The organism is Jeotgalibacillus haloalkalitolerans (genome assembly GCF_034427455.1).
Classification (GTDB): domain Bacteria; phylum Bacillota; class Bacilli; order Bacillales; family Jeotgalibacillaceae; genus Jeotgalibacillus; species Jeotgalibacillus haloalkalitolerans.
The window spans coordinates 955077-974290 of record NZ_JAXQNN010000002.1 but is presented as its reverse complement, the minus strand read 5'-3'; the positions used below and the strand labels follow the sequence as shown (position 1 = coordinate 974290).

Below are 19214 nucleotides of genomic sequence, written 5' to 3'. Positions count from 1 at the left end.
AAAGACATCGGCAAGCTGCACCGATGTCTTTTTTTCAATCTCTATTCAGCTTTCATTGCTGTTCTAAGCGACTCGATATTTTTTTCCATCAGTGAGAAATAAGTTTCTTCGTTCTCGATATCATCGTCAGTTAAAACGGACAGGTTGTGAAGCGGCAGTGTCTCAGCACCGATTTCGCTTTGAATCACATCTGTCAGGTTTGACGATACATTTTGCTCAACCAGCAGATATTCTACATTTTGTGAAGTAGCTGATTCGATCAGTTCAGTTAATTCACGCTGAGACGGCTCATCAGTTGTTGAGATACCCGCAATTGCCTGTTGCTCGATACCATATCGGCTGTCCCAGTAACTGTAAGCGGCATGAGAAACAAAGAATTGATTAAGTTCAGCTTCACTTGCAAGCTCTTCAAACTGATGATCAAGCTCATCAAGACGCTCAATCAGGTTTTCATAGTTCTCAGTGAAATAAGCTTCCTGCTCTGGCATTTCCTCAATCAACGTATCCTTTACTGATTCAGCTAATGACTGTGAAAGAACCGGATCCAGCCAGACATGAGGGTCAGTGTCACCATGATTATGTCCTTCATGCCCTTCACTATCAGCATGCTCTTCATCTTCATGCGCGTGCTCGTCTTCCTCATGTGCATGCTCGTCTTCCTCATGTGCATGCTCTTCATCTTCATGAGCGTGCTCGTCTTCCTCATGAGCATGCTCTTCATCTTCATGCGCGTGCTCGTCTTCCTCATGTGCATGCTCTTCATCTTCATGAGCGTGCTCGTCTTCCTCATGAGCATGTTCTTCATCTTCATGAGCATGCTCATCTTCTTCATCCTCATGCGCATGGTCATGTTCTCCAGCTGCAAGTTCTTCATCTGAAATCGCATCTGCTGCAACCATATTTAAATCTTCACTCTGCAGTACATCTTTTGCATTTTCAACAAATCCTTCGAGTCCAAGACCGATATAAAAAAACACATCTCCCTCTGCAAGGTCGATCATATCTCTTTGAGAAGGCTCGAAAGTATGTTCATCGGACCCGGGTGGATAGATTGTATCAACTGATACATGCTCTCCGCCGATTTCTTCAGCAAAATACTGTAGCGGGTAAACAGTTGTGTAAACTTCCAGTGCGTCTCCGTTATCTTCGGCTTCTGAGCCTGTATTACATCCTGCAAGTATCCATGGGGCTACAGCAGCTAACATTAGTAATGATTTTTTCTTCATGTTGCACCTCGTTCTAAATAGTAATAATTACGATTTATAATTCAACAATCGTTACTTTACTATGAATTTTAAAAGAATGCAAGAGAAAACCGTCAGGAATTTTTTCTTCCTGACGGCCAATTATCCGGCACATGGTCTACACCACCCGGGTGAAGTGGCTGGCACTTTAAGATTCTTATCATTGTCATGATACCGCCTTTAAAAGCGCCGTGCTTCTGTATCGCTTCAATCCCGTACTGAGAACAGGTAGGGTAAAAACGGCAGCTGGGCGGTGTTAACGGAGAAATTCCTTTTTGATAAAAACGGATCACAGCAAGCATTATTTTTTTCATACTTTCACCTCTGCAATTACATTACTTACAGTGTAGCACGAGTTCGTCTGTAAAGACTGAAACATGCTCATACGTTTAATTTCGGCAGTGAGTGGTACAAAATAAGAAGAACACTAAATTCGAAAGGAAGATGTATGATGAGTGCAAATCCTGAATTAGTAAAAAACGTGAACAAACAAATTGCGAGCTGGACGGTGCTTTACACGAAGTTACATAACTATCACTGGTATGTAAAAGGGCATCAGTTTTTTACTCTTCATGAAAAGTTTGAAGAGCTTTATAATGAAGCCGCGATTCATATTGATGAGCTTGCAGAAAGACTGCTTGCACTAAAAGGGGAGCCGGTTGCCACACTTAAAGAATCGCTTGAGCTGTCACTTGTGCACGAGGCAGAAGGCGGTGAGTCCGCTGATCAGATGGTGGAAGTACTGAACAGTGACTTTGAAACATTAATGGATCATTTAAAATCAGGTATGGAGCTCGCGCAGCAGGACGATGATGAAATGACGAGCGATATGCTGCTGTCTATTCATCAGAGTCTTGAAAAGCACGCATGGATGCTGCGTTCATTCCTGGGTAAATAATATGTCAGGCACCGCTTTTTGGCGGTGCTTTATTTTATGGGTAATGGTACAATCGTCAAAAGGAGTGATGATATGGAAATCTCTTCAATCATGGCAAAGCAAACAGCACAAATTCAGCAGACAGCAAGCTTAAGCATTATGAACAGTGCGATGACTCAACAGGCAGCAGGGGCTGTCGCGATGCTTGAGGCAATGAATAACCAGGGCGGCACTCCTGCTCCGCATCCTCATAAAGGCCACGCGATTGACCTGAAAGGGTAAGATGCACAAAAAAGATGGGACACCACGATAAAAGGTGTCCCATCTTTTTTGCAGAGAACGATTTAATGATAAAAAGTCTTTGTATCATCCAACTGTTCAAGTCGGCCTTTGAGTGATTCAACTATGTATAGACGAATAAAATAAGCGAGCTCATCCTCTGACAGCTCTTTTACCATATCAAGAAGTTCAGTATGATCCAACTGTTCAAGTATTGTAAAGGCAATCATATCAAGGTCTTCCTGACTGCCCCGGATTTTACCTTTATACATTTCAAAAATTTCATCCACGAGTTTCACGTTCCCGTCCTCCTTTCAAAATGTCCAGGATATCCGTAGTTCGTATGTCTCACTACCACTATACCCATCAAGCTTAATTCTAATCATGAAGATCATGGTTACTGGACATACTGAATGAAGAGGAGTGATGAAATGGAGCAGAAAAACACTTATTATGTGTCAGTTGCCAGACGGGAAATTTTAAGAAGCGGGACTGATTCGCCCTATGAATTTGTAGTTAATGCGACTGATGATGAAATTACAAAGCTGAGAATGCTGTTTGACCGGAACGAAGAAAGTGAGATGGAAGGTTTTTTAACCGGGCAGATGCCTTCAGTCCCTTATCATGTGGATAAAGCGAATCAGGAATCAGATAATCTCCTGATCAAAATTTATAGGCTGATCGGTGAAATCGGAGATGAAGAAGCACGCAATCATATCGTGACGATGGGGTTAAAGCCGCCGACAGAAGAGCATCCGTTTATTGATCGGGAAAATTAAAATAGATTGAATTAAGATGTCGAAGTTTTTAATTAAGTCTCAAATAGATAAAATGTATGAATAAAACAATTGACTTCAAATACGATAGTGAAGCGCAACGAAACGATTTCTAAAAGAAATGCTCTAAGTAATAAAGGGTGAGTTAGTAACTAATATTTATTGAATTAAATTTAAGTGCAGCGAAGCGTAAGGGGGCGACTCCGGGACGAATAGAGGGAAGCAGAGACCCCGCAACCTCCGTCCGGAAAGCGTCCCCCTAAAGCGCAGAGAAACGAATAAGAGGCTGAAACATTTTTAAAAAATGTCTCAACCTCTTTTCTCAATTTTAAAGCTCAATCTCCACAGCAGATTCAATAACCTCCTGTGGTACAGTAACCTCATCAACAGCGTTATAATCAGTATAAACAGACTCAAGCTTCTGTTCCATGATCATAGATTGCTCTGCAAACTTCATATTCATTGTCATATCAAGATCCAGTGATTCGATCAGGAAAGTTTCTTTATCAAGCGTAATCACATATAAGACATCTTCAAACGTTGTATCCTGAAATAATGCTTCAGTCGGAATTCCAAGTCCGAGGTCTGGCATTAATTCACCTGTCTGCTCAATCAGCATATCACTAAACTTTTCACCCGAAGCGTTCAGCGTTAAAATAAAACTGTCATCGTTTTGTTCAAATGAAAAGTCTTCGATATAGGCTTCGAGATTTTCAAGCTCGGTGCCGGGGTTTGATTGGGATTCATTCATCTGCATCAGCTGATCTGACATTTCGGAAGGGAGCTTCATCCATTCATTTGTTGTTGGATCCTGCATAAAGAAACCTTCATCATTCATGTAAGATTCGACAGTGAAGCTTTCACCATCTGTTCCTTCACCTGTCATTTTTGTTGTATTCACCTGGTGAACGGTTAAAGGATCATTTTTAATCGACATATCAATCTCAGATACTGTATTAATCGAGCCTTCTTCACCCATTGTGACGTTCTGGTTCAATACGGCTGATGATTTTACACTCTCAATCTCATTATTTTCTTCAATTGCCTTGCTATAGACTTCTTCAAGGGTCATTGACGAAGCATCTTTGCTTCCATCAGCAGGTTCAGCGGTTTCGCTGCATGCTGTAAGGGCTAAAGTTAAAGCAGCAGTTGTAAATAGAATTGATTTCTTCATTCAATCATCTCCTAATTAGTATGTCCTTACCAATTATACGGATCAATCTTCAAAAGGTTTCAATTATTTCGAAAGAAGGTGATTTTTATGTATCAATTCAAAGACGATAATGGTTTTACCGTTACATATTCGTATGATCAGCATCCATTTTCAAAAGCGCCTGCGCATGTTTTTATTTTAACACGCTATAACGGGCAGTGGGTTCTGACCCAACATAAAAAAAGAGGGTTTGAATTCCCTGGAGGTAAGGTCGAAAATGGGGAGTCACCAGTGGAAGCGGCCGCCAGAGAGGTCATGGAAGAGCTTGGCGGTGAGGTTGGTGAACTGATTTATATTGGACAGTATAAAGTAGATGTAGATCCAGAAATTATCAAATCCGTTTTTTATACCGACCTGACTTCACTTACACCGAAATCTGATTACCATGAAACGGATGGACCGGTCATGGTTACAGGAGATCTTTTATCTGAACGTTTTCAGGATGACTTCAGTTTTATCATGAAAGATGAAACGGTCAGGTTATCCATTGAATATATTGAGCAGAAATTGGACGGAGGGAGGAGCATTGGGTAAAAACGGAGAAATCATTCGAAAATATCCTTATCCATCGCCAAACCCTGCGATTATCATGCATGAAGTTCTATACTGGTCTGAAGGTTTAAAGGTGAAAGGACTACTTGCGGAGCCTGTAAAAGCAGGTAAGTATGACGGCTTTTTATATTTACGTGGCGGCATTAAAGGAATCGGTATGGTCAGACCATCCCGAATTGCACAGTTCGCTTCTCAGGGGTTTATCGTCTTTGCCCCGTATTACCGGGGAAACAGAGGAGGGGAAGGGAACGAAGATTTTGCCGGAGAAGACCGGATGGATGCGGTAAATGGGAATATCATTTTACGGAATCACCCAGGATTTTCAGGTCATTTACACGTATTCGGCTTTTCAAGAGGGGGCGTCATGGCTTTAATTGCAGGAATTGAAGATGCCGGCATTTCATCAGTCGTGACCTGGAATGGGGTATCAGATATGGTGCTGACCTATCAGGAACGAAAAGATATGAGAAGGATGATGAAGCGTGTGATCGGCGGTTCCCCGGCAAAAGTACCTGAAGCCTACGACTGGCGTACGCCGCTGAATGAAATTGAGAAAATAAACTGCCCTGTGCTGATTATTCACGGGGAGCTGGATGATAATGTTTCACCGGAGCACGCTTATCAGTTGGAACAAAAGCTGAAAGAGCATCATAAAAAGGTGGAGAGCTGGTATTATCCGGATTTTCATCATGCATTTCCACCGCTTGATAACATTGCGACAGTAAAGAAACTCACAGACTGGATGAAAAAACAAAGGAGCTGAATCTCATGGGCATGCCGTTGGAATTAAACACGATGATTGTGACAAAAGGAAGAGAAGAGAGAATTGAAAATAACTTTTTCAAGCTGGTGAAAGATGAGTACAGGCTGTACCCAATGCATATTCCACTGGAAGTGAAAAACTCAATTGCAGGTGAAGTCCGCGGAGTTGCGGAAATCTATAAATTAGAGTGGACCGGTCAGAAGACAACCATTTATTTTGAAATGAAGTCATTGGAGTCTACAAACTAATTATTATTATAATGCGAATTAAATAAAAGATATCATAGTGAAGCGCAGTGAAACGAATAAAAAAAGATGAGACAAAAGTGTCTCATCTTTTTTGAATTATACGACTGGACCACCAAGTTTGGCGATTCGCTCATCCACGCTTGTGAACTTCTTAAAGTTCTCTTTAAATTTCATTGCAAGTTCCATCGCTTTTTCTTCGTATTCACTTTCATTCTTCCATGCAAATCGTGGCTGCAGCACATCATCAGGCACACCAGGTACGTGAAGCGGTGTTTCAAGTCCGAACAGCCCATTCTTAGCTGTTTCAGCGTTTGCCAGTTCACCGTGTAGTGCAGCTCTGACCATGGCTCTTGTGTAGGCAAGCTTCATACGAGAACCAGTGCCATATGCTCCGCCAGTCCATCCTGTATTCACTAGGTATACTTCAGCATCGTGCTCTTCAAGCTTTTTACCGAGCATTTCAGCGTATACTGTCGGCTCAAGTGGCAGGAAAGGAGATCCGAAGCACGTTGAGAACGTTGCTTCCGGTTCAGTAATACCTCTTTCAGTACCTGCAAGCTTAGATGTATAGCCGCTCAGGAAGTGGTACATCGCCTGTTCTTTTGTCAGTTTGGCGATTGGAGGCAATACGCCAAATGCATCAGCAGTCAGGAATACAATCGTATTCGGGTGACCGGCTCTGCTCGGATCCACGATATTTCTCATCGCCTGCAGTGGATAGGCTGCACGTGTATTTTCAGTCAGTGATGAATCATCATAGTCCGCTTCATGTGTTTCAGGGTCAAGTACAACATTTTCAAGTACTGAACCAAAGCGGATTGCATCAAAGATCTGTGGCTCCTTTTCCTGTGAAAGGTTAATACATTTCGCGTAGCATCCGCCTTCAATATTGAATACGCCATTATCAGACCAGCCGTGCTCATCATCCCCAATGAGCTTACGGTCAGCATCTGCAGACAGCGTTGTTTTACCAGTTCCTGAAAGTCCGAAGAACAATGCAACATCGCCTTCAGCACCAACATTTGCAGAACAGTGCATCGGCAGGATATCATTTTGAGGCAGCAGGTAATTCATGACTGAGAATATTGATTTTTTCATCTCACCTGCATATTCAGTTCCGCCAATTAAAATCGTTCTCTGTTCAAACGATACAACGATAAACGTTTCTGAATTCGTTCCATCTGTTTGAGGATCTGCTTTTAATGATGGAGCCGATAAAATTGTAAATGGCGACTCATTTTGGCTGGTCCAGGCTTCACCTTTTTCAGGTCTGATAAACAGCTGGTGAGCAAAAAGGTTATGCCATGCACGCTCATTTACGACACGGATCGGAAGGCGGGAAGCAGCGTCAGCTCCTGCAAATCCTTCAAACACAAATACTTCTTCTTTTTCACCGAGGTGATTCAGCACTTTTGTATATAAACGGTCAAATGAATCCTCAGAGATCGGCTGATTGACTTTACCCCAGTCAATTTTGTCGCGCACAGAAGGCTCATCTACAATAAATTTATCTTTAGGTGAGCGGCCTGTATAAGTTCCGGTTTCTGCTTTCACAGCACCGGTAGAAGTTAATGTACCTTCTTCTCTCATTAATACTTTTTCCACTAATTGAGGTACAGAAAGGTTTTTATTCACGCGTTCGCTCATTAATAGTTCTTTTAATTCTGAAGTGTTTCGGATTGTTGTCATGTTATCTCCCACCTTTTCAGTAAGTCATTCACCTTTGTTCGAAATTAGTATAACACATTCAAATTAATAGTCTATACTAATTGGTGATTTCGTTAAAAATTCTTAAATTGTTTGGATTTAGAATTTTGGCGTCTGATCTCCGTTTCAGGCGGACGCTTTCCGGACGGTTGTTGCTGAGCCTCCTCGCCTACGGCTGCGGGGTCTCAGCTTCCAACTAATCGTCCCGGAGTCGCCGCCTTCCACTGCGATCAACGCTGCTGATACTAAGATACATTTATGTAGAAACTAACTTATTATCTATAATTGTATATTATGATTGACATTGGACATGCATTTCCGTATGATAGTTTTTTGAACGGATACTCTTATCCCGAGCTGGTGGAGGGACAGGCCCTATGAAACCCAGCAACCTGCTCTGCAAAAAAGCATGATGCTTTTGCGGTCCAACAATTTAGAGCGAAGGTGCTAACCTGGAGCAAGACTTTTGTCTTGAACGATAAGAGTGAAAGGCGAACTGATTATGAACCTTTCCTCAAACATGTAATTGGGGAGAGGTTTCTTTTATTTTTAGCCGAAACTTGGATGATCTGGTAGGTTAACGTTCGATCTCTAAGGGTAATGAGTACCGTCGACTATTTGCTTCACAAGGAGGAGACTTATATGTCTGTTAAACGTCGTTTATTTACATCCGAGTCCGTAACTGAGGGACATCCGGATAAAATCTGTGATCAGATTTCTGATTCAATTCTTGATGCAATTCTGAAGGATGATCCGAATGCCCGCGTGGCGTGCGAAACTTCTGTTACAACCGGACTTGTTCTGGTAGCGGGAGAAATCTCAACTTCTACTTATGTAGATATCCCTAAGATCGTGCGTGAGACGATCAAGGAAATCGGTTATACACGTGCTAAATACGGTTTTGATGCGGATACTTGTGCAGTATTAACTTCTATTGATGAGCAGTCACCTGACATCGCTGCAGGAGTTGACCGTGCGCTTGAAGACCGTGAAAGCCAAATGACTGACGCTGAAATCGAATCAATCGGTGCCGGCGACCAGGGGCTTATGTTCGGTTATGCAAATAACGAAACAGCTGAATTGATGCCACTGCCAATTTCACTTGCACATAAACTGTCACGCCGTCTGACTGAAGTACGTAAAGAAGATATCCTTCCTTACCTTCGTCCTGATGGTAAGACACAGGTAACAGTTGAATATGATGAAAATGACAAGCCGGTTCGCGTAGATACAATTGTTATTTCAACACAGCACCACCCGGAAGTCAGTCTTGAGCGTATTCAGCGTAACCTGAAGGAGCACGTGATCAATCACGTGGTACCGGCAGAATTAATTGATGAAGAGACTAAATACTTCATCAACCCGACTGGACGCTTTGTAATCGGCGGACCTCAGGGAGATGCTGGTCTGACTGGCCGTAAGATCATCGTAGATACTTACGGTGGATATGCACGCCACGGCGGCGGTGCATTCTCAGGTAAGGATGCAACTAAAGTTGACCGTTCAGGTGCTTATGCTGCACGTTATGTTGCAAAGAACATTGTTGCAGCAGGCCTTGCTGATAAATGTGAAGTACAGCTTGCATACGCAATCGGCGTAGCGCAGCCTGTATCAATTTCTGTTAACACGTTCGGTACCGGTAAAGTGGAAGAGGATACACTGGTTGAGCTGATCCGTAATCACTTTGACCTTCGTCCTGCAGGCATTATTAAAATGCTTGACCTTCGCCGCCCGATCTACAAGCAGACAGCTGCTTACGGACACTTCGGCCGTAATGATCTTGACCTTCCATGGGAAAGAACAGACAAAGCAGATGCGCTGAAGAAAGACGCTAACGTATAATATTAATAACAACCGTCCGGAATATATCTTTTGTGATATATTCCGGATTTTTTGTTGATTGGGCATAGGTCAAATTTCACTTTTCTAAGAACAAGGCGTGATATTCTTTGAACCACCCCGTTTTTTCTCCGAACACCTCCTGTTATTCTTTGAACACCGGCATGTAATCTCCGAACATCGACAATCATTCTCCGAACCTCCCCTCACGAACCACACCCCAGAATAAGTGTTCGCCATCTCACCCGTCCCATGATATGATAAGAACACAAATCCCCGATTGATGCTTCGGACCAATACTAGGAGGAATTCCTTTGTTTACAGTCATTCTCGCAGAAAAACCTTCACAGGCAAAAAGCTATGCAGATGCTTTTCACACATCCAGAAAAACAGATGGCTATTTTCATATTGAAGATCCATTGTTCCCGGGCGGAGCGGCTATTACATGGGGATTCGGTCATTTAGTTTCATTAGAGGAACCTCAGAAGTACAAGCCTGAGTGGAAGCGGTGGAAGCTTGATACGCTGCCGATGATTCCGGAAGAATTTAAGTTTACAGTGCCATACGCAAAGCGTGCACAATTCAATATTGTCAAAGGACTTCTCAGAAAAGCAGATCAGATTGTTGTAGCGACTGACAGTGACAGAGAAGGGGAGAATATTGCAAGGTCCATTATTGAGCAGGCAGGAATGATGCATAAGCCGACAAAGCGTTTATGGATTAACTCGCTTGAAAAAGATGTGATCAGAAAAGGGTTTCAGGAGCTGCGTAATGGTGAAGATTATCTTTCACTATATGATGAAGCGCAGACGAGACAGGTCAGTGACTGGCTGGTCGGAATGAATATCTCAAGGCTTTACACATTGCTTTTACAGGAAAAAGGGGTAGATGGTCCATTCAGTCTCGGGCGTGTTCAGACGCCGACTTTATATATGATCTGGCAGAGGCAGCATGAGATTGAAAACTTTAAGCCTGAACCGTTCTTTCAGCTGATTGCGGACCATAAAGAGAGTGGAAAGGCTTTTCAGACAAAGCATAAAACCACTTTTAAAAAGAGAGAAGAAGCAGAAGATACGCTGAAGCAGCATGGGATCGAAAATAATGCTGAAACTAAAGGGACAGTCGTAAAAGCGGAGAAAAAGCTGAAGAAGATGCAGGCGCCGAGTCTGCACAGTCTGTCATCACTGCAGGCAAAAATGAACAGACGCTATAAATACAGTCCATCCAACGTACTGAAAACGGTGCAGGATCTGTATGAAAAAAAGCTGGTATCCTACCCGCGTACAGATTGTCAGTTCATCACGATGAGTGAATTCCGTTATTTATCCGGTCAGCTTGACGCTATGAAAGCTGCAGCAGGGACATCTTTTGAAACAGCTCACCCGAAGCCGCGGCCGAAGTATGTACAGGACAGCAAAGTACAGGAGCACTATGCGATTATTCCAACTAAAAAAGTGCTGACGACCGACAGAATTGAAAAACTGAAGCCAATGGAAAAAAACATTTATAACGAAATTCTCGGCAGCACCCTTGCAATGTTCCATGATGATTATCATTATGAAGAAACGCAGATTGATGTAGATATCCAGGGACTCATTTTCAGCGTGAAAGGAACAGTTGAGAAAAAGCGCGGCTGGAAAGAGCTGTTCAGCGAAAAGGAGAAAAAAGATACGATCCTCCCTGCGCTTAAAACAGGTGATGTAATCGCATCAGTTGTGAATATTAAAGATGATATGACAAAGCCGCCTAAACCGTACACAGAGGGTCAGCTCATCACGATGATGAAAACGGCCGGCAAAATGCTTGAAGATGAACAGGATCAGGCAATGCTGAAGGAAGTTGAAGGAATCGGCACAGAGGCGACCCGTGCTTCTATTATTGATACGTTAAAAAAGCAGCAGTATATTAAGGTGACAAAAAATACAGTTTCAGTCACAGACAAAGGTGTCACGCTCTGTCAGGTCATTGGAGGAACGCTGTTAAGCAGTCCTGAAATGACGGCGAGATGGGAAACGTATTTAAAAAAGATCGGCAGAAAAGAAGGTAGCCAGGAAGCCTTTTTAAACAATATCGCAAAATTCATTCAGCATATGATTACAGAAGCGCCCAAACAGATGGGAAATGTCAAAGCCGTTGCGGGAAGCGCTCAGAAAAAATCCTCTGTCATGCCTGTTTGTCCAAGGTGCAAAAAAGGCGTCATGGTGGATAAAGGCGGCTTCTTTGGGTGCAGTGATTACAAGCAGGGATGCAGACAGACGCTGCCTAAAATGCTCTTGAAAAAGAAAATCTCGGATGCGCAGATCAAGGCGCTTTGTGAAAAAGGAAAGACCGGGATGATCAAAGGATTTAAAAGTAAAGCAGGTAAAACATTCAGTGCCCGTCTGGTGTTAAAGGATGGGAAGATTGAAATGGAGTTTAAGTAAAAAGCGAGTATGGCAAAAAGATAATAGGTGACTAACTTTTTTTATTGAAAGTACATTTAGTGTAGCGGAGCGTAAGGCGGCGACTCCGGGACGAATAGAGGGAAGCTGAGACCCCGCAGCCGAAGGCGAGGAGGCTTAGCGACCTCCGTCCGGAAAGCGTCCGCCTGAAGTGCAGCGAAACGATTTTAAAAGGCTGAAACGTTTGTCCCAGCCTTTTACTTTTATTTACCGGCAGCGTCCTGCGGCTTTTTCTTTTTCTCTTCAAGCAGTCTCTTCACTTCGTCCTTATGCTTTGTATTCACAAGAATATACAGGAAATCTCCAGCTTTGATCTGAGTTTCACCATAGGGGCTAATCAGCTGATCGTTACGCACGATTGCACTAATCGTCGCCTGATGCGGGAATTCCAAATCCTTCAGCTTTTTCCCGACGATTTCCACGTCTCTATTCGTATGGAACTGGATCATTTCCGCATTGGCTTTACCAATCGAAATGAGCTCCAGAGAATGGTGAGGCGTATCTTTCTTCGGTCCGACAAGGTCAAGCTTTTTTGCTACATAAGAAATGGTAGAGCCCTGAAGTAATGTAGACGTCAGGACGATAAAGAATACTACATTAAAGAAAAGCTGACCGTTCTCAAGACCTGCCACGACAGGGAATGTTGCCAGAACGATTGGGACTGCCCCTCTTAAGCCGGCCCATGAAATGAAGATTCTTTCCTTCATTTTATATTTCATTCCTGCAACTGATAAGAAAACTGCAATCGGCCGGGCGATAAAGATCAGAATCACTGAAAGAATCAGTCCGCTGATGACAATGTTGACAGAGAATAGTTCACCAGGGAAGACTAGCAGCCCAAGGATAATAAACATCAGGATCTGAGACATCCAGGCGAAGCCCTCATTAAACTGAAAAATAGAATAGCGGTACGTTAATTCGTTATTTCCTATAATTAATGCAGCCACATAAACTGCCAGAAAGCCACTACCGCCAATGATTGCAGTAACACTGTAAGTTAATAGTGCAAATGAAACCGAAAAGATTGGATAAAGTCCACTTGAATCAAGCTTGATCCGATTCAGTGCGAAAGAAGCGATTCGTCCAAGAATCAGTCCGAGTGCAAGACCCGCACCCATCTGAAGAATAAAAGAAGGAATCAAACCCCAGATCGAGGAGTTTTCATTCAAAATCAGTTCAATAAATGATAAGGTCAGGAAAACGGCCATTGGATCATTCGTTCCAGACTCCGCTTCGAGTGTAGCACCCATTTTGGCTTTAATATTCCGTTCCTTTAAAACCGAGAAAACCGCAGCAGCATCTGTTGACCCGACAATTGCACCGAAAAGTAATCCTTCGAGCAGCGTGACATCAAATATCAAATATGCCGCATACCCCACAATGCCAGAAGTTATGATGACACCGAATGTAGCAAGCGAAAGTGAAGGGAGTGCAACTGCGCGGACAGTTTCCCACTTCGTCTGCATACCACCTTCGAAAAGAATAATAACCAGTGAAAAAATCCCGATCAGCTGAGCTGCGCGGGCGTCATCGAAATAAACAATACCAAGACCATCACTGCCAACGGCCATCCCGATCACAATAAACAATACAAGCGCCGGCAGCCCCCATTTATTGGAGAATTTCGCTACCAGTATACCTGTGATCAGCAGTAAGCCTGTAAGGAGTATGAATGAATCATTACCAAACGATTCAATCAGCATAGTGGTCACTCATTAGACATCATCTCCAGCATGAAGTTTTTCAGCCTCTTTATAAGCCTGTGCTTTTTCAGCGTATTCTCTCACAATCCGCTGCATATCAGCACGGTCTTCTTCATTCACTTCGCGCACAACTTTTGCCGGGCGCCCGAATGCCATCATCCCTGCAGGAATTTTTTTGCCGGGTGGGACGAGGCTGCCGGCTCCAATAAATGCGCCTTCTCCGATTTCTGCACCATCGAGAATAATAGATCCCATTCCGATCAATGCGTGTTTCCGGATTGTACAGCTGTGAAGGGTTACCTGATGCCCGATTGTCACTTCATCCTCAATGATGAGCGGAAGATTCGGACTCTGATGCAGCATGGACAGATCCTGAATATTTACTTTTTGACCGATTCTTGTCGGGGATACGTCACCGCGTATAACAGCTCCCGGCCAGACGCTGGATTCAGGACCGATTTTTACATCCCCTGATACAGTGGATGTTTTTGATATGTATACACTTTCGTCAATAGAAGGGGTATGTCCTTTATATGAAAGAATCATCAAATCACTCCTGTGTCCAATATGAAATATGATATAGTTTATTTTAACACAGGCACACGGAATACTTCACAATACAGACTTCTAAGAATTTGAAAGGCAGGTGTTCTTGTCGTGTGGAAATGGGAAACAGATGGAATTGCACATGGTGTGATCGTGATGATTCATGGGGAACTTGAGCATCATGCCAGATACGGCTGGTTAATTGAAATGTGGCGCGCGCGAGGCTATCACGTGGTAATGGGTGACCTGCCGGGGCAGGGAATGGTCAAGCGTACAGAAAGAGGACATATTGACTCTTTTAAAGAATATGAGACGGCGGTCGGCCAGTGGATTGAAGCAGCAATGTTATTTAACCTGCCTATCTTTATACTTGGGCAGGGACTGGGCGGCTTAATCGCAGTCAGAATGATGTATAAAAAGAAATATGAAATTGCCGGATTAATGCTGTCTAATCCAAGCTTTGCCTATGAGCATACACCGTCAAAGTTCAGTCATCTGCTTTCAGGCAGTCTGAACAGGTTATCGCCGGAGCACCGCTTTACCTTTGGCTTTACTGTGCAGGATGCTACGCGTAATGAAGAGATTATAGAGCTTGACCTCGAGGATCCTATTTACGTATCAAGGGTGTCAGTCAGATGGTACAGGGAAATGCTTTTTGCAATGAAACAGACATTGGCAGAGGACAGCGAATTTCCTGATATCCCGTTACTCTTAATGCAAAGCGGGCAGAATAAGCTTGTCGATACGGCAGTCGGGAAGAAATGGCTGCTCTCACATAACCTTAATGAATTTCAGTATAAAGAGTGGACACAATGTTATCATGAACTATTCAATGAACCAGAACGGGATGAAGTTTTTCACTACGCAGAATCATTTGTCAAAAATCGTTTAAGATCAATCGGCTATGATTTATAAAAGAGGTGGAAGCACATGGCAGTTCCGAATGAACCGTTATTTCTGATGAATCAGGTATACCGCAAAGTATTTCCGATTGTACACAGGGAGCTCTATGCCTGGAAACAAAAAGCTTTGCAGATTGAAAATGAGGAATTAAGGAAGCAGGCGCTCGACAGTCTGACAGATAAAGCTTTTCACTGTGAAGGCGGTGGAATACTGTCTCTATTGGCATTAAAAGGGAAGCGTGATGCCATTGAATTCATCGTGGCCTATCAGACGATCAGTGATTACCTTGATAATCTGTGTGACCGCAGTACTTCACTGGATCCGGAGGACTTTGCAGCACTTCATCAGGCAATGGGGGATGCGTTAACAGTCGGTGCGGTCCCGGGTAATTATTATCAAATGAGAGATGATAGTGAGAATCACTATTTAGCAGGACTGGTTACCCGCTGTCAGGAGGTTCTCTCGAGAATTCCGAACTATCCATTGATTAAGGATGAGTTACTTTATCTCTCGCATATTTACTGTGAGCTTCAGATCCATAAGCACGTTGCTGAGGAAGAAAGGGAAGAACGGCTGCAGCAGTGGTTTGAAACACACCGCAGTGACTTTCCTGAGATGGAATGGTTTGAGTTTTCAGCATGTACAGGCTCAACTCTCGGCATTTTCTGCCTTGTCTCCTATGCACTCAGACCGGATTTTAAACCTGAATATGCAGCTGTGATCAGGGAAGGGTATTTTCCTTACATACAGGGGCTTCACATTCTGCTCGATTATTTTATTGATCAGGAAGAAGATAGGGAAGAGGGGGATTTAAATTTCTGTTTTTACTATAAAGATCCTGAAAACCTCTTCAAAAGACTTCAGCATTTCGTCCAGGAGGCGGACAGACATACAAAGAAACTGCCGCACAGCAGATTCCACATGCTGATCAACAGGGGGCTTCTCGGCGTATATCTGTCTGACGATAAAGTGAACAGCCAGAAAAAGGTCCGTAGCCTTGCGAGAAAAATGATCCGTTCCAGTGGAGCAGTCAGCTTTTTCTTTTATATTAACGGAAGAGCATACAGAAATGTCATGAAGGTTCTGTCAGGGAGCATTTATGTAAAAGAAAGCCGTATATAATAAAAGGTCGAATGTTTCGCTAAGCGGAATATTCGACTTTTTAAATGGTTTTTACAATAATGGTGGATGAGAGGAGTGAAGTTTATGTCATTGACATTAAGTATATTAGATCAGTCATCTATTTCTGAAGGAGGCACAGCAGAACAGGGGCTTGAGCAGACGGTTGAACTCGCACAGCTTGCTGACCGCCTTGGATTCAAGCGGTTCTGGGTATCTGAGCATCATGATACGCCGACACTCGCAGGGTCTTCCCCGGAAGTGCTGATTGCCCATTTAGCAGCGAAAACAGAACGGATCAAAGTAGGCTCAGGCGGTGTGATGCTGCCGCATTACAGTGCTTATAAAGTAGCTGAAAACTTTAAAGTGCTTGAAGGGTTGACACCGGGCCGGATTGATGTCGGTATCGGCCGTGCGCCAGGTGGAATGCCGAGAGCATCCTACGCACTGTCAGACGGGAAGCCGCGTGACGTGAACCGGTACCCTGAACAGGTTGCAGAACTGCTGCAATACCTGCATGATGACGTGCCAGAGGATCATCCATACGGCAACATTAAAGCGACACCAGTCACACAGACAGTTCCGGACCTCTGGATGCTCGGCTCAAGTCCATCCTCTGCGGCGCTTGCAGCTGAAATGGGTGTGCCCTATACATTTGCGCTGTTTATTAACGGACAGGGAGGACCGTCATATACCCAGCAATATCTGAGACGGTTTAAGCCTTCAAAATACTATCGCAAACCAAAGCACTCAGTTGCCGTATTTACAATCTGCGGTGAAACAATGGGGGATGCAGAGCGGATCGCATCAAGCCTTGATCTTTCTATGGTCATGCTGGAGCAGGGCATGCCATCTAAAGGCACACCAAGTCCTGAAAAAGCAATGTCTTATGACTACAGCCACTTTGAAAGGCTGCGTATCCTTGAGAACCGGAAGCGCATGGTCATTGGTGATGTTGATCATGTTGAAAAAGAACTGCACAGACTTGCAGAAGAATATGATACAGATGAAATTATGCTGACGACAATTGCGTATGATTTTGAGGATAAACTGAATTCATTTAAGCGGATTGCGGAGAGAATGCTGTAGGTCGCTCGAAGCAGAACGTTTTATTCCTTTTAGAACACTAAAACAGCCATGTGATCATTGATTGATCACATGGCTGTTTTTCATTTCTTTTCAATGGCCAGAATAAACGGTGATGGTGTCTGCGTATTAATAAACTGATAGCGCAGCACCTGGGCTTCAAGTCCATCAATTTTCTCGCAGTAGCGTAACAGGTAATCCCGCTCAACTGCACCTTCTGGATGTCCGTGATAAATCACAAGAATCATCATGCCACCTGAACGCATGACGCTCAGACACTGCTCAACTGCGGCAATTGTTGTACGCGGCCTTGTGACAATCGTCTCATCACCGCCAGGCAGATAACCGAGGTTAAAGATTGCACCGGCAACTGCCCCGTGGTGAACGGGTGGAAGGGTTTCTTCAATCGTTTCGTGTCCCTGATTAAATAACAGGACGCGGTTTTTCAGTTCATGTTCTTCAAGTTTGGTCGTTGTTTCCTGGATGGCTTCATACTGAACATCAAATCCGTAAACCCTGCCATGCTCGCCGACGAGCCGTGCAAGAAACAATGTGTCATTGCCATTTCCAACTGTGGCATCAATGACCACTTCCCCCGGTTTAACCGCTCTTTCTAAAAGTGTTCTTGTATATGGAAGGATTCTGTCCAGATTCATGATCGCACCCCGCTTACATATTTGCTGCCCTGGCATGAGCCTCTTTCAATCAATGCACGGTCAATACCAGTCAGTACTTCCCACTTATTTACGCTCCACATCGGTCCAACCATTAATTCGATCGGTCCATCCCCTGTAATGCGGTGAATAATCATCTCAGGCGGAAGAATTTCCAGCTGATCGCAGACTAACTCGACATAATCTTCCTGAGACATGAATTCCAGCTGCCCTTTTTCATATTGCTTGACCATCGGCGTTCCTTTCAACAGGTGGAGTAGATGGATTTTAATACCCTGTACGTCAAGGTCAGCTACAGCTTTAGCCGTTTCCATCATCATGTCACGGTCTTCACCGGGAAGCCCGTTAATAATGTGAGAGCAGACTCTGATCCCGCGGTCACGAAGCTTTTTAACGCCTTCTTTATAGCATTCAAAATCGTGTGCGCGGTTAATCATATCAGCTGTTGATTCATGCACTGTCTGAAGTCCTAGCTCAACCCACAGATAAGTTCTTTCATTCAGCTCAGCCAGGTAATCAACAACGTCATCAGGAAGACAGTCAGGGCGTGTTGCGATCGACAGGCCGACGACATCCTCAAAGCCGAGCACTTTTTCATATTTTTCACGAAGCACTTCAACAGGTGCATGTGTATTTGTAAATGCCTGGAAGTAAGCCATATACTTGCCTTCCTTCCACTTGCGGTGCATACGCGTCTTGATTTCGTTAAACTGCACTTCAAGCGGATCAACCCGGTTTCCGGCGAAGTCACCGGATCCTGCAGCGCTGCAGAATGTACAGCCCCCATGCGCGACAGTGCCGTCACGGTTCGGGCAGTCAAAGCCGCCATCAAGCGCGACCTTAAATACTTTATGTCCAAAATGATTTCTTAAATGATAGTTCCATGTATGATAGCGCTTATTATCAGCCGCATATTGAAAAGGGTTTTCTGTTGCCAAAGGTGTGAACCTCCTTCATTGCTATTAGCGTACTCTAGGCATTCTACCATGATTTGCAGAAGGGGACTACTGAATGGAGGCGGATTGATTAAAAAGCGCTAGACGTAACGCTGAGGATTTCCGGGGAAGACTGTGCTTTACTGCCCCCGGACGGTGAGCTTCCTCAGGCTTCGCCTTGCGGGATCTCACCTGTCCTTTCCTGGGGAGGGAGTCTCCGTCCTCCCCGGAAATCCTTAGCTGGGTATGTGATTCAGTCATTGAAATACTCATTTGAATGTTGAAAACCGATGATAGTGATAGCAGCCA

General features: G+C 43.9%; 20 protein-coding genes and 1 riboswitch. Of the genes, 11 read left to right on the top strand and 9 right to left on the bottom strand.

Annotated elements, in window-relative coordinates:
- Nucleotides 1-41: 41 nt before the first annotated feature.
- Nucleotides 42-1226, bottom strand: coding sequence for a metal ABC transporter solute-binding protein, Zn/Mn family (locus tag UFB30_RS09925; RefSeq protein WP_322421508.1), 1185 nt, complete (start codon nt 1224-1226; stop codon nt 42-44).
- A gap of 92 nt (nt 1227-1318) precedes the next feature.
- Complete coding sequence (yidD, locus tag UFB30_RS09920; protein WP_322421507.1) at nt 1319-1558, bottom strand: membrane protein insertion efficiency factor YidD; 240 nt, start codon at nt 1556-1558, stop codon at nt 1319-1321.
- A gap of 137 nt (nt 1559-1695) precedes the next feature.
- Here yidD and UFB30_RS09915 point away from each other — a divergent pair, with 137 nt between their 5' ends.
- The gene (locus UFB30_RS09915; RefSeq protein WP_435390859.1) at nt 1696-2142 is read left to right on the top strand and encodes a Dps family protein; all 447 of its coding nucleotides are present in this window, start codon (nt 1696-1698) and stop codon (nt 2140-2142) included.
- 72 nt (nt 2143-2214) lie between these two features.
- On the top strand, nt 2215-2403 hold the full coding sequence (locus UFB30_RS09910) for a putative motility protein (RefSeq protein WP_322421505.1): 189 nt from the start codon (nt 2215-2217) through the stop codon (nt 2401-2403).
- Nucleotides 2404-2465: 62 nt separating this feature from the next.
- Here UFB30_RS09910 and UFB30_RS09905 read toward each other — a convergent pair whose 3' ends face one another.
- Complete coding sequence (locus UFB30_RS09905) at nt 2466-2699, bottom strand: DUF6154 family protein (RefSeq protein ID WP_322421504.1); 234 nt, start codon at nt 2697-2699, stop codon at nt 2466-2468.
- A gap of 132 nt (nt 2700-2831) precedes the next feature.
- On the opposite strand from UFB30_RS09905, the gene UFB30_RS09900 reads away from it, so the two are divergent.
- The gene (locus UFB30_RS09900; RefSeq protein WP_322421503.1) at nt 2832-3179 is read left to right on the top strand and encodes a hydrolase; all 348 of its coding nucleotides are present in this window, start codon (nt 2832-2834) and stop codon (nt 3177-3179) included.
- 325 nt (nt 3180-3504) lie between these two features.
- Here UFB30_RS09900 and UFB30_RS09895 read toward each other — a convergent pair whose 3' ends face one another.
- Nucleotides 3505-4350, bottom strand: coding sequence for a DUF6612 family protein (locus tag UFB30_RS09895; protein WP_322421502.1), 846 nt, complete (start codon nt 4348-4350; stop codon nt 3505-3507).
- 87 nt (nt 4351-4437) lie between these two features.
- Here UFB30_RS09895 and ytkD point away from each other — a divergent pair, with 87 nt between their 5' ends.
- The 3 genes from ytkD to UFB30_RS09880 are packed head-to-tail and all read left to right on the top strand — an operon-like array spanning nt 4438 to nt 5952.
- The gene (gene ytkD, locus UFB30_RS09890; RefSeq protein ID WP_322421501.1) at nt 4438-4923 is read left to right on the top strand and encodes an RNA deprotection pyrophosphohydrolase; all 486 of its coding nucleotides are present in this window, start codon (nt 4438-4440) and stop codon (nt 4921-4923) included.
- Between the two features lie 55 nt (nt 4924-4978).
- Entirely contained in the window at nt 4979-5704 is a 726-nt protein-coding gene (locus UFB30_RS09885) for an alpha/beta hydrolase family protein (protein WP_322421551.1), read from the top strand.
- Nucleotides 5705-5709: 5 nt separating this feature from the next.
- The gene (locus UFB30_RS09880; protein WP_322421500.1) at nt 5710-5952 is read left to right on the top strand and encodes a DUF2584 family protein; all 243 of its coding nucleotides are present in this window, start codon (nt 5710-5712) and stop codon (nt 5950-5952) included.
- 96 nt (nt 5953-6048) lie between these two features.
- Here UFB30_RS09880 and pckA read toward each other — a convergent pair whose 3' ends face one another.
- The gene (gene pckA, locus UFB30_RS09875; protein ID WP_322421499.1) at nt 6049-7641 is read right to left on the bottom strand and encodes a phosphoenolpyruvate carboxykinase (ATP); all 1593 of its coding nucleotides are present in this window, start codon (nt 7639-7641) and stop codon (nt 6049-6051) included.
- 362 nt (nt 7642-8003) lie between these two features.
- Nucleotides 8004-8144: riboswitch (SAM riboswitch) on the top strand.
- Between the two features lie 157 nt (nt 8145-8301).
- Between pckA and metK the strand changes: the two genes are divergently transcribed.
- Together metK and UFB30_RS09865 are read left to right on the top strand one after the other, a co-directional pair.
- Nucleotides 8302-9501 (top strand): methionine adenosyltransferase, encoded by a 1200-nt coding sequence (gene metK / locus UFB30_RS09870; RefSeq protein ID WP_322421498.1) that lies wholly within the window; start codon nt 8302-8304, stop codon nt 9499-9501.
- Nucleotides 9502-9812: 311 nt separating this feature from the next.
- The gene (locus tag UFB30_RS09865) at nt 9813-11921 is read left to right on the top strand and encodes a type IA DNA topoisomerase (protein WP_322421497.1); all 2109 of its coding nucleotides are present in this window, start codon (nt 9813-9815) and stop codon (nt 11919-11921) included.
- 221 nt (nt 11922-12142) lie between these two features.
- On the opposite strand, the gene UFB30_RS09860 is transcribed toward UFB30_RS09865, so the two are convergent.
- Complete coding sequence (locus tag UFB30_RS09860; protein WP_322421496.1) at nt 12143-13642, bottom strand: potassium/proton antiporter; 1500 nt, start codon at nt 13640-13642, stop codon at nt 12143-12145.
- Nucleotides 13643-13654: 12 nt separating this feature from the next.
- A complete protein-coding gene (locus UFB30_RS09855; protein ID WP_322421495.1) occupies nt 13655-14188 on the bottom strand; it encodes a gamma carbonic anhydrase in 534 nt (177 codons plus the stop codon).
- 111 nt (nt 14189-14299) lie between these two features.
- Here UFB30_RS09855 and UFB30_RS09850 point away from each other — a divergent pair, with 111 nt between their 5' ends.
- The 3 genes from UFB30_RS09850 to UFB30_RS09840 all read left to right on the top strand — a co-directional run bounded on the left by UFB30_RS09850 (nt 14300) and on the right by UFB30_RS09840 (nt 17299).
- Entirely contained in the window at nt 14300-15103 is an 804-nt protein-coding gene (locus UFB30_RS09850) for an alpha/beta hydrolase (protein WP_322421494.1), read from the top strand.
- Nucleotides 15104-15118: 15 nt separating this feature from the next.
- Complete coding sequence (locus UFB30_RS09845) at nt 15119-16213, top strand: tetraprenyl-beta-curcumene synthase family protein (RefSeq protein WP_322421493.1); 1095 nt, start codon at nt 15119-15121, stop codon at nt 16211-16213.
- An 84-nt stretch (nt 16214-16297) separates the two neighbouring features.
- A complete protein-coding gene (locus tag UFB30_RS09840) occupies nt 16298-17299 on the top strand; it encodes an LLM class flavin-dependent oxidoreductase (protein WP_322421492.1) in 1002 nt (333 codons plus the stop codon).
- An 80-nt stretch (nt 17300-17379) separates the two neighbouring features.
- Here the strand turns inward: UFB30_RS09840 and mnmM are convergent, their stop codons facing one another.
- Together mnmM and mnmL are read right to left on the bottom strand one after the other, a co-directional pair.
- A complete protein-coding gene (gene mnmM, locus UFB30_RS09835) occupies nt 17380-17952 on the bottom strand; it encodes a tRNA 5-(aminomethyl)-2-thiouridylate-methyltransferase MnmM (protein ID WP_322421491.1) in 573 nt (190 codons plus the stop codon).
- Complete coding sequence (gene mnmL / locus UFB30_RS09830) at nt 17949-18908, bottom strand: tRNA modification radical SAM protein MnmL/YtqA (protein WP_322421490.1); 960 nt, start codon at nt 18906-18908, stop codon at nt 17949-17951. Before mnmL ends, mnmM begins: the two co-directional genes overlap by 4 nt.
- Nucleotides 18909-19214: the final 306 nt, after the last annotated feature.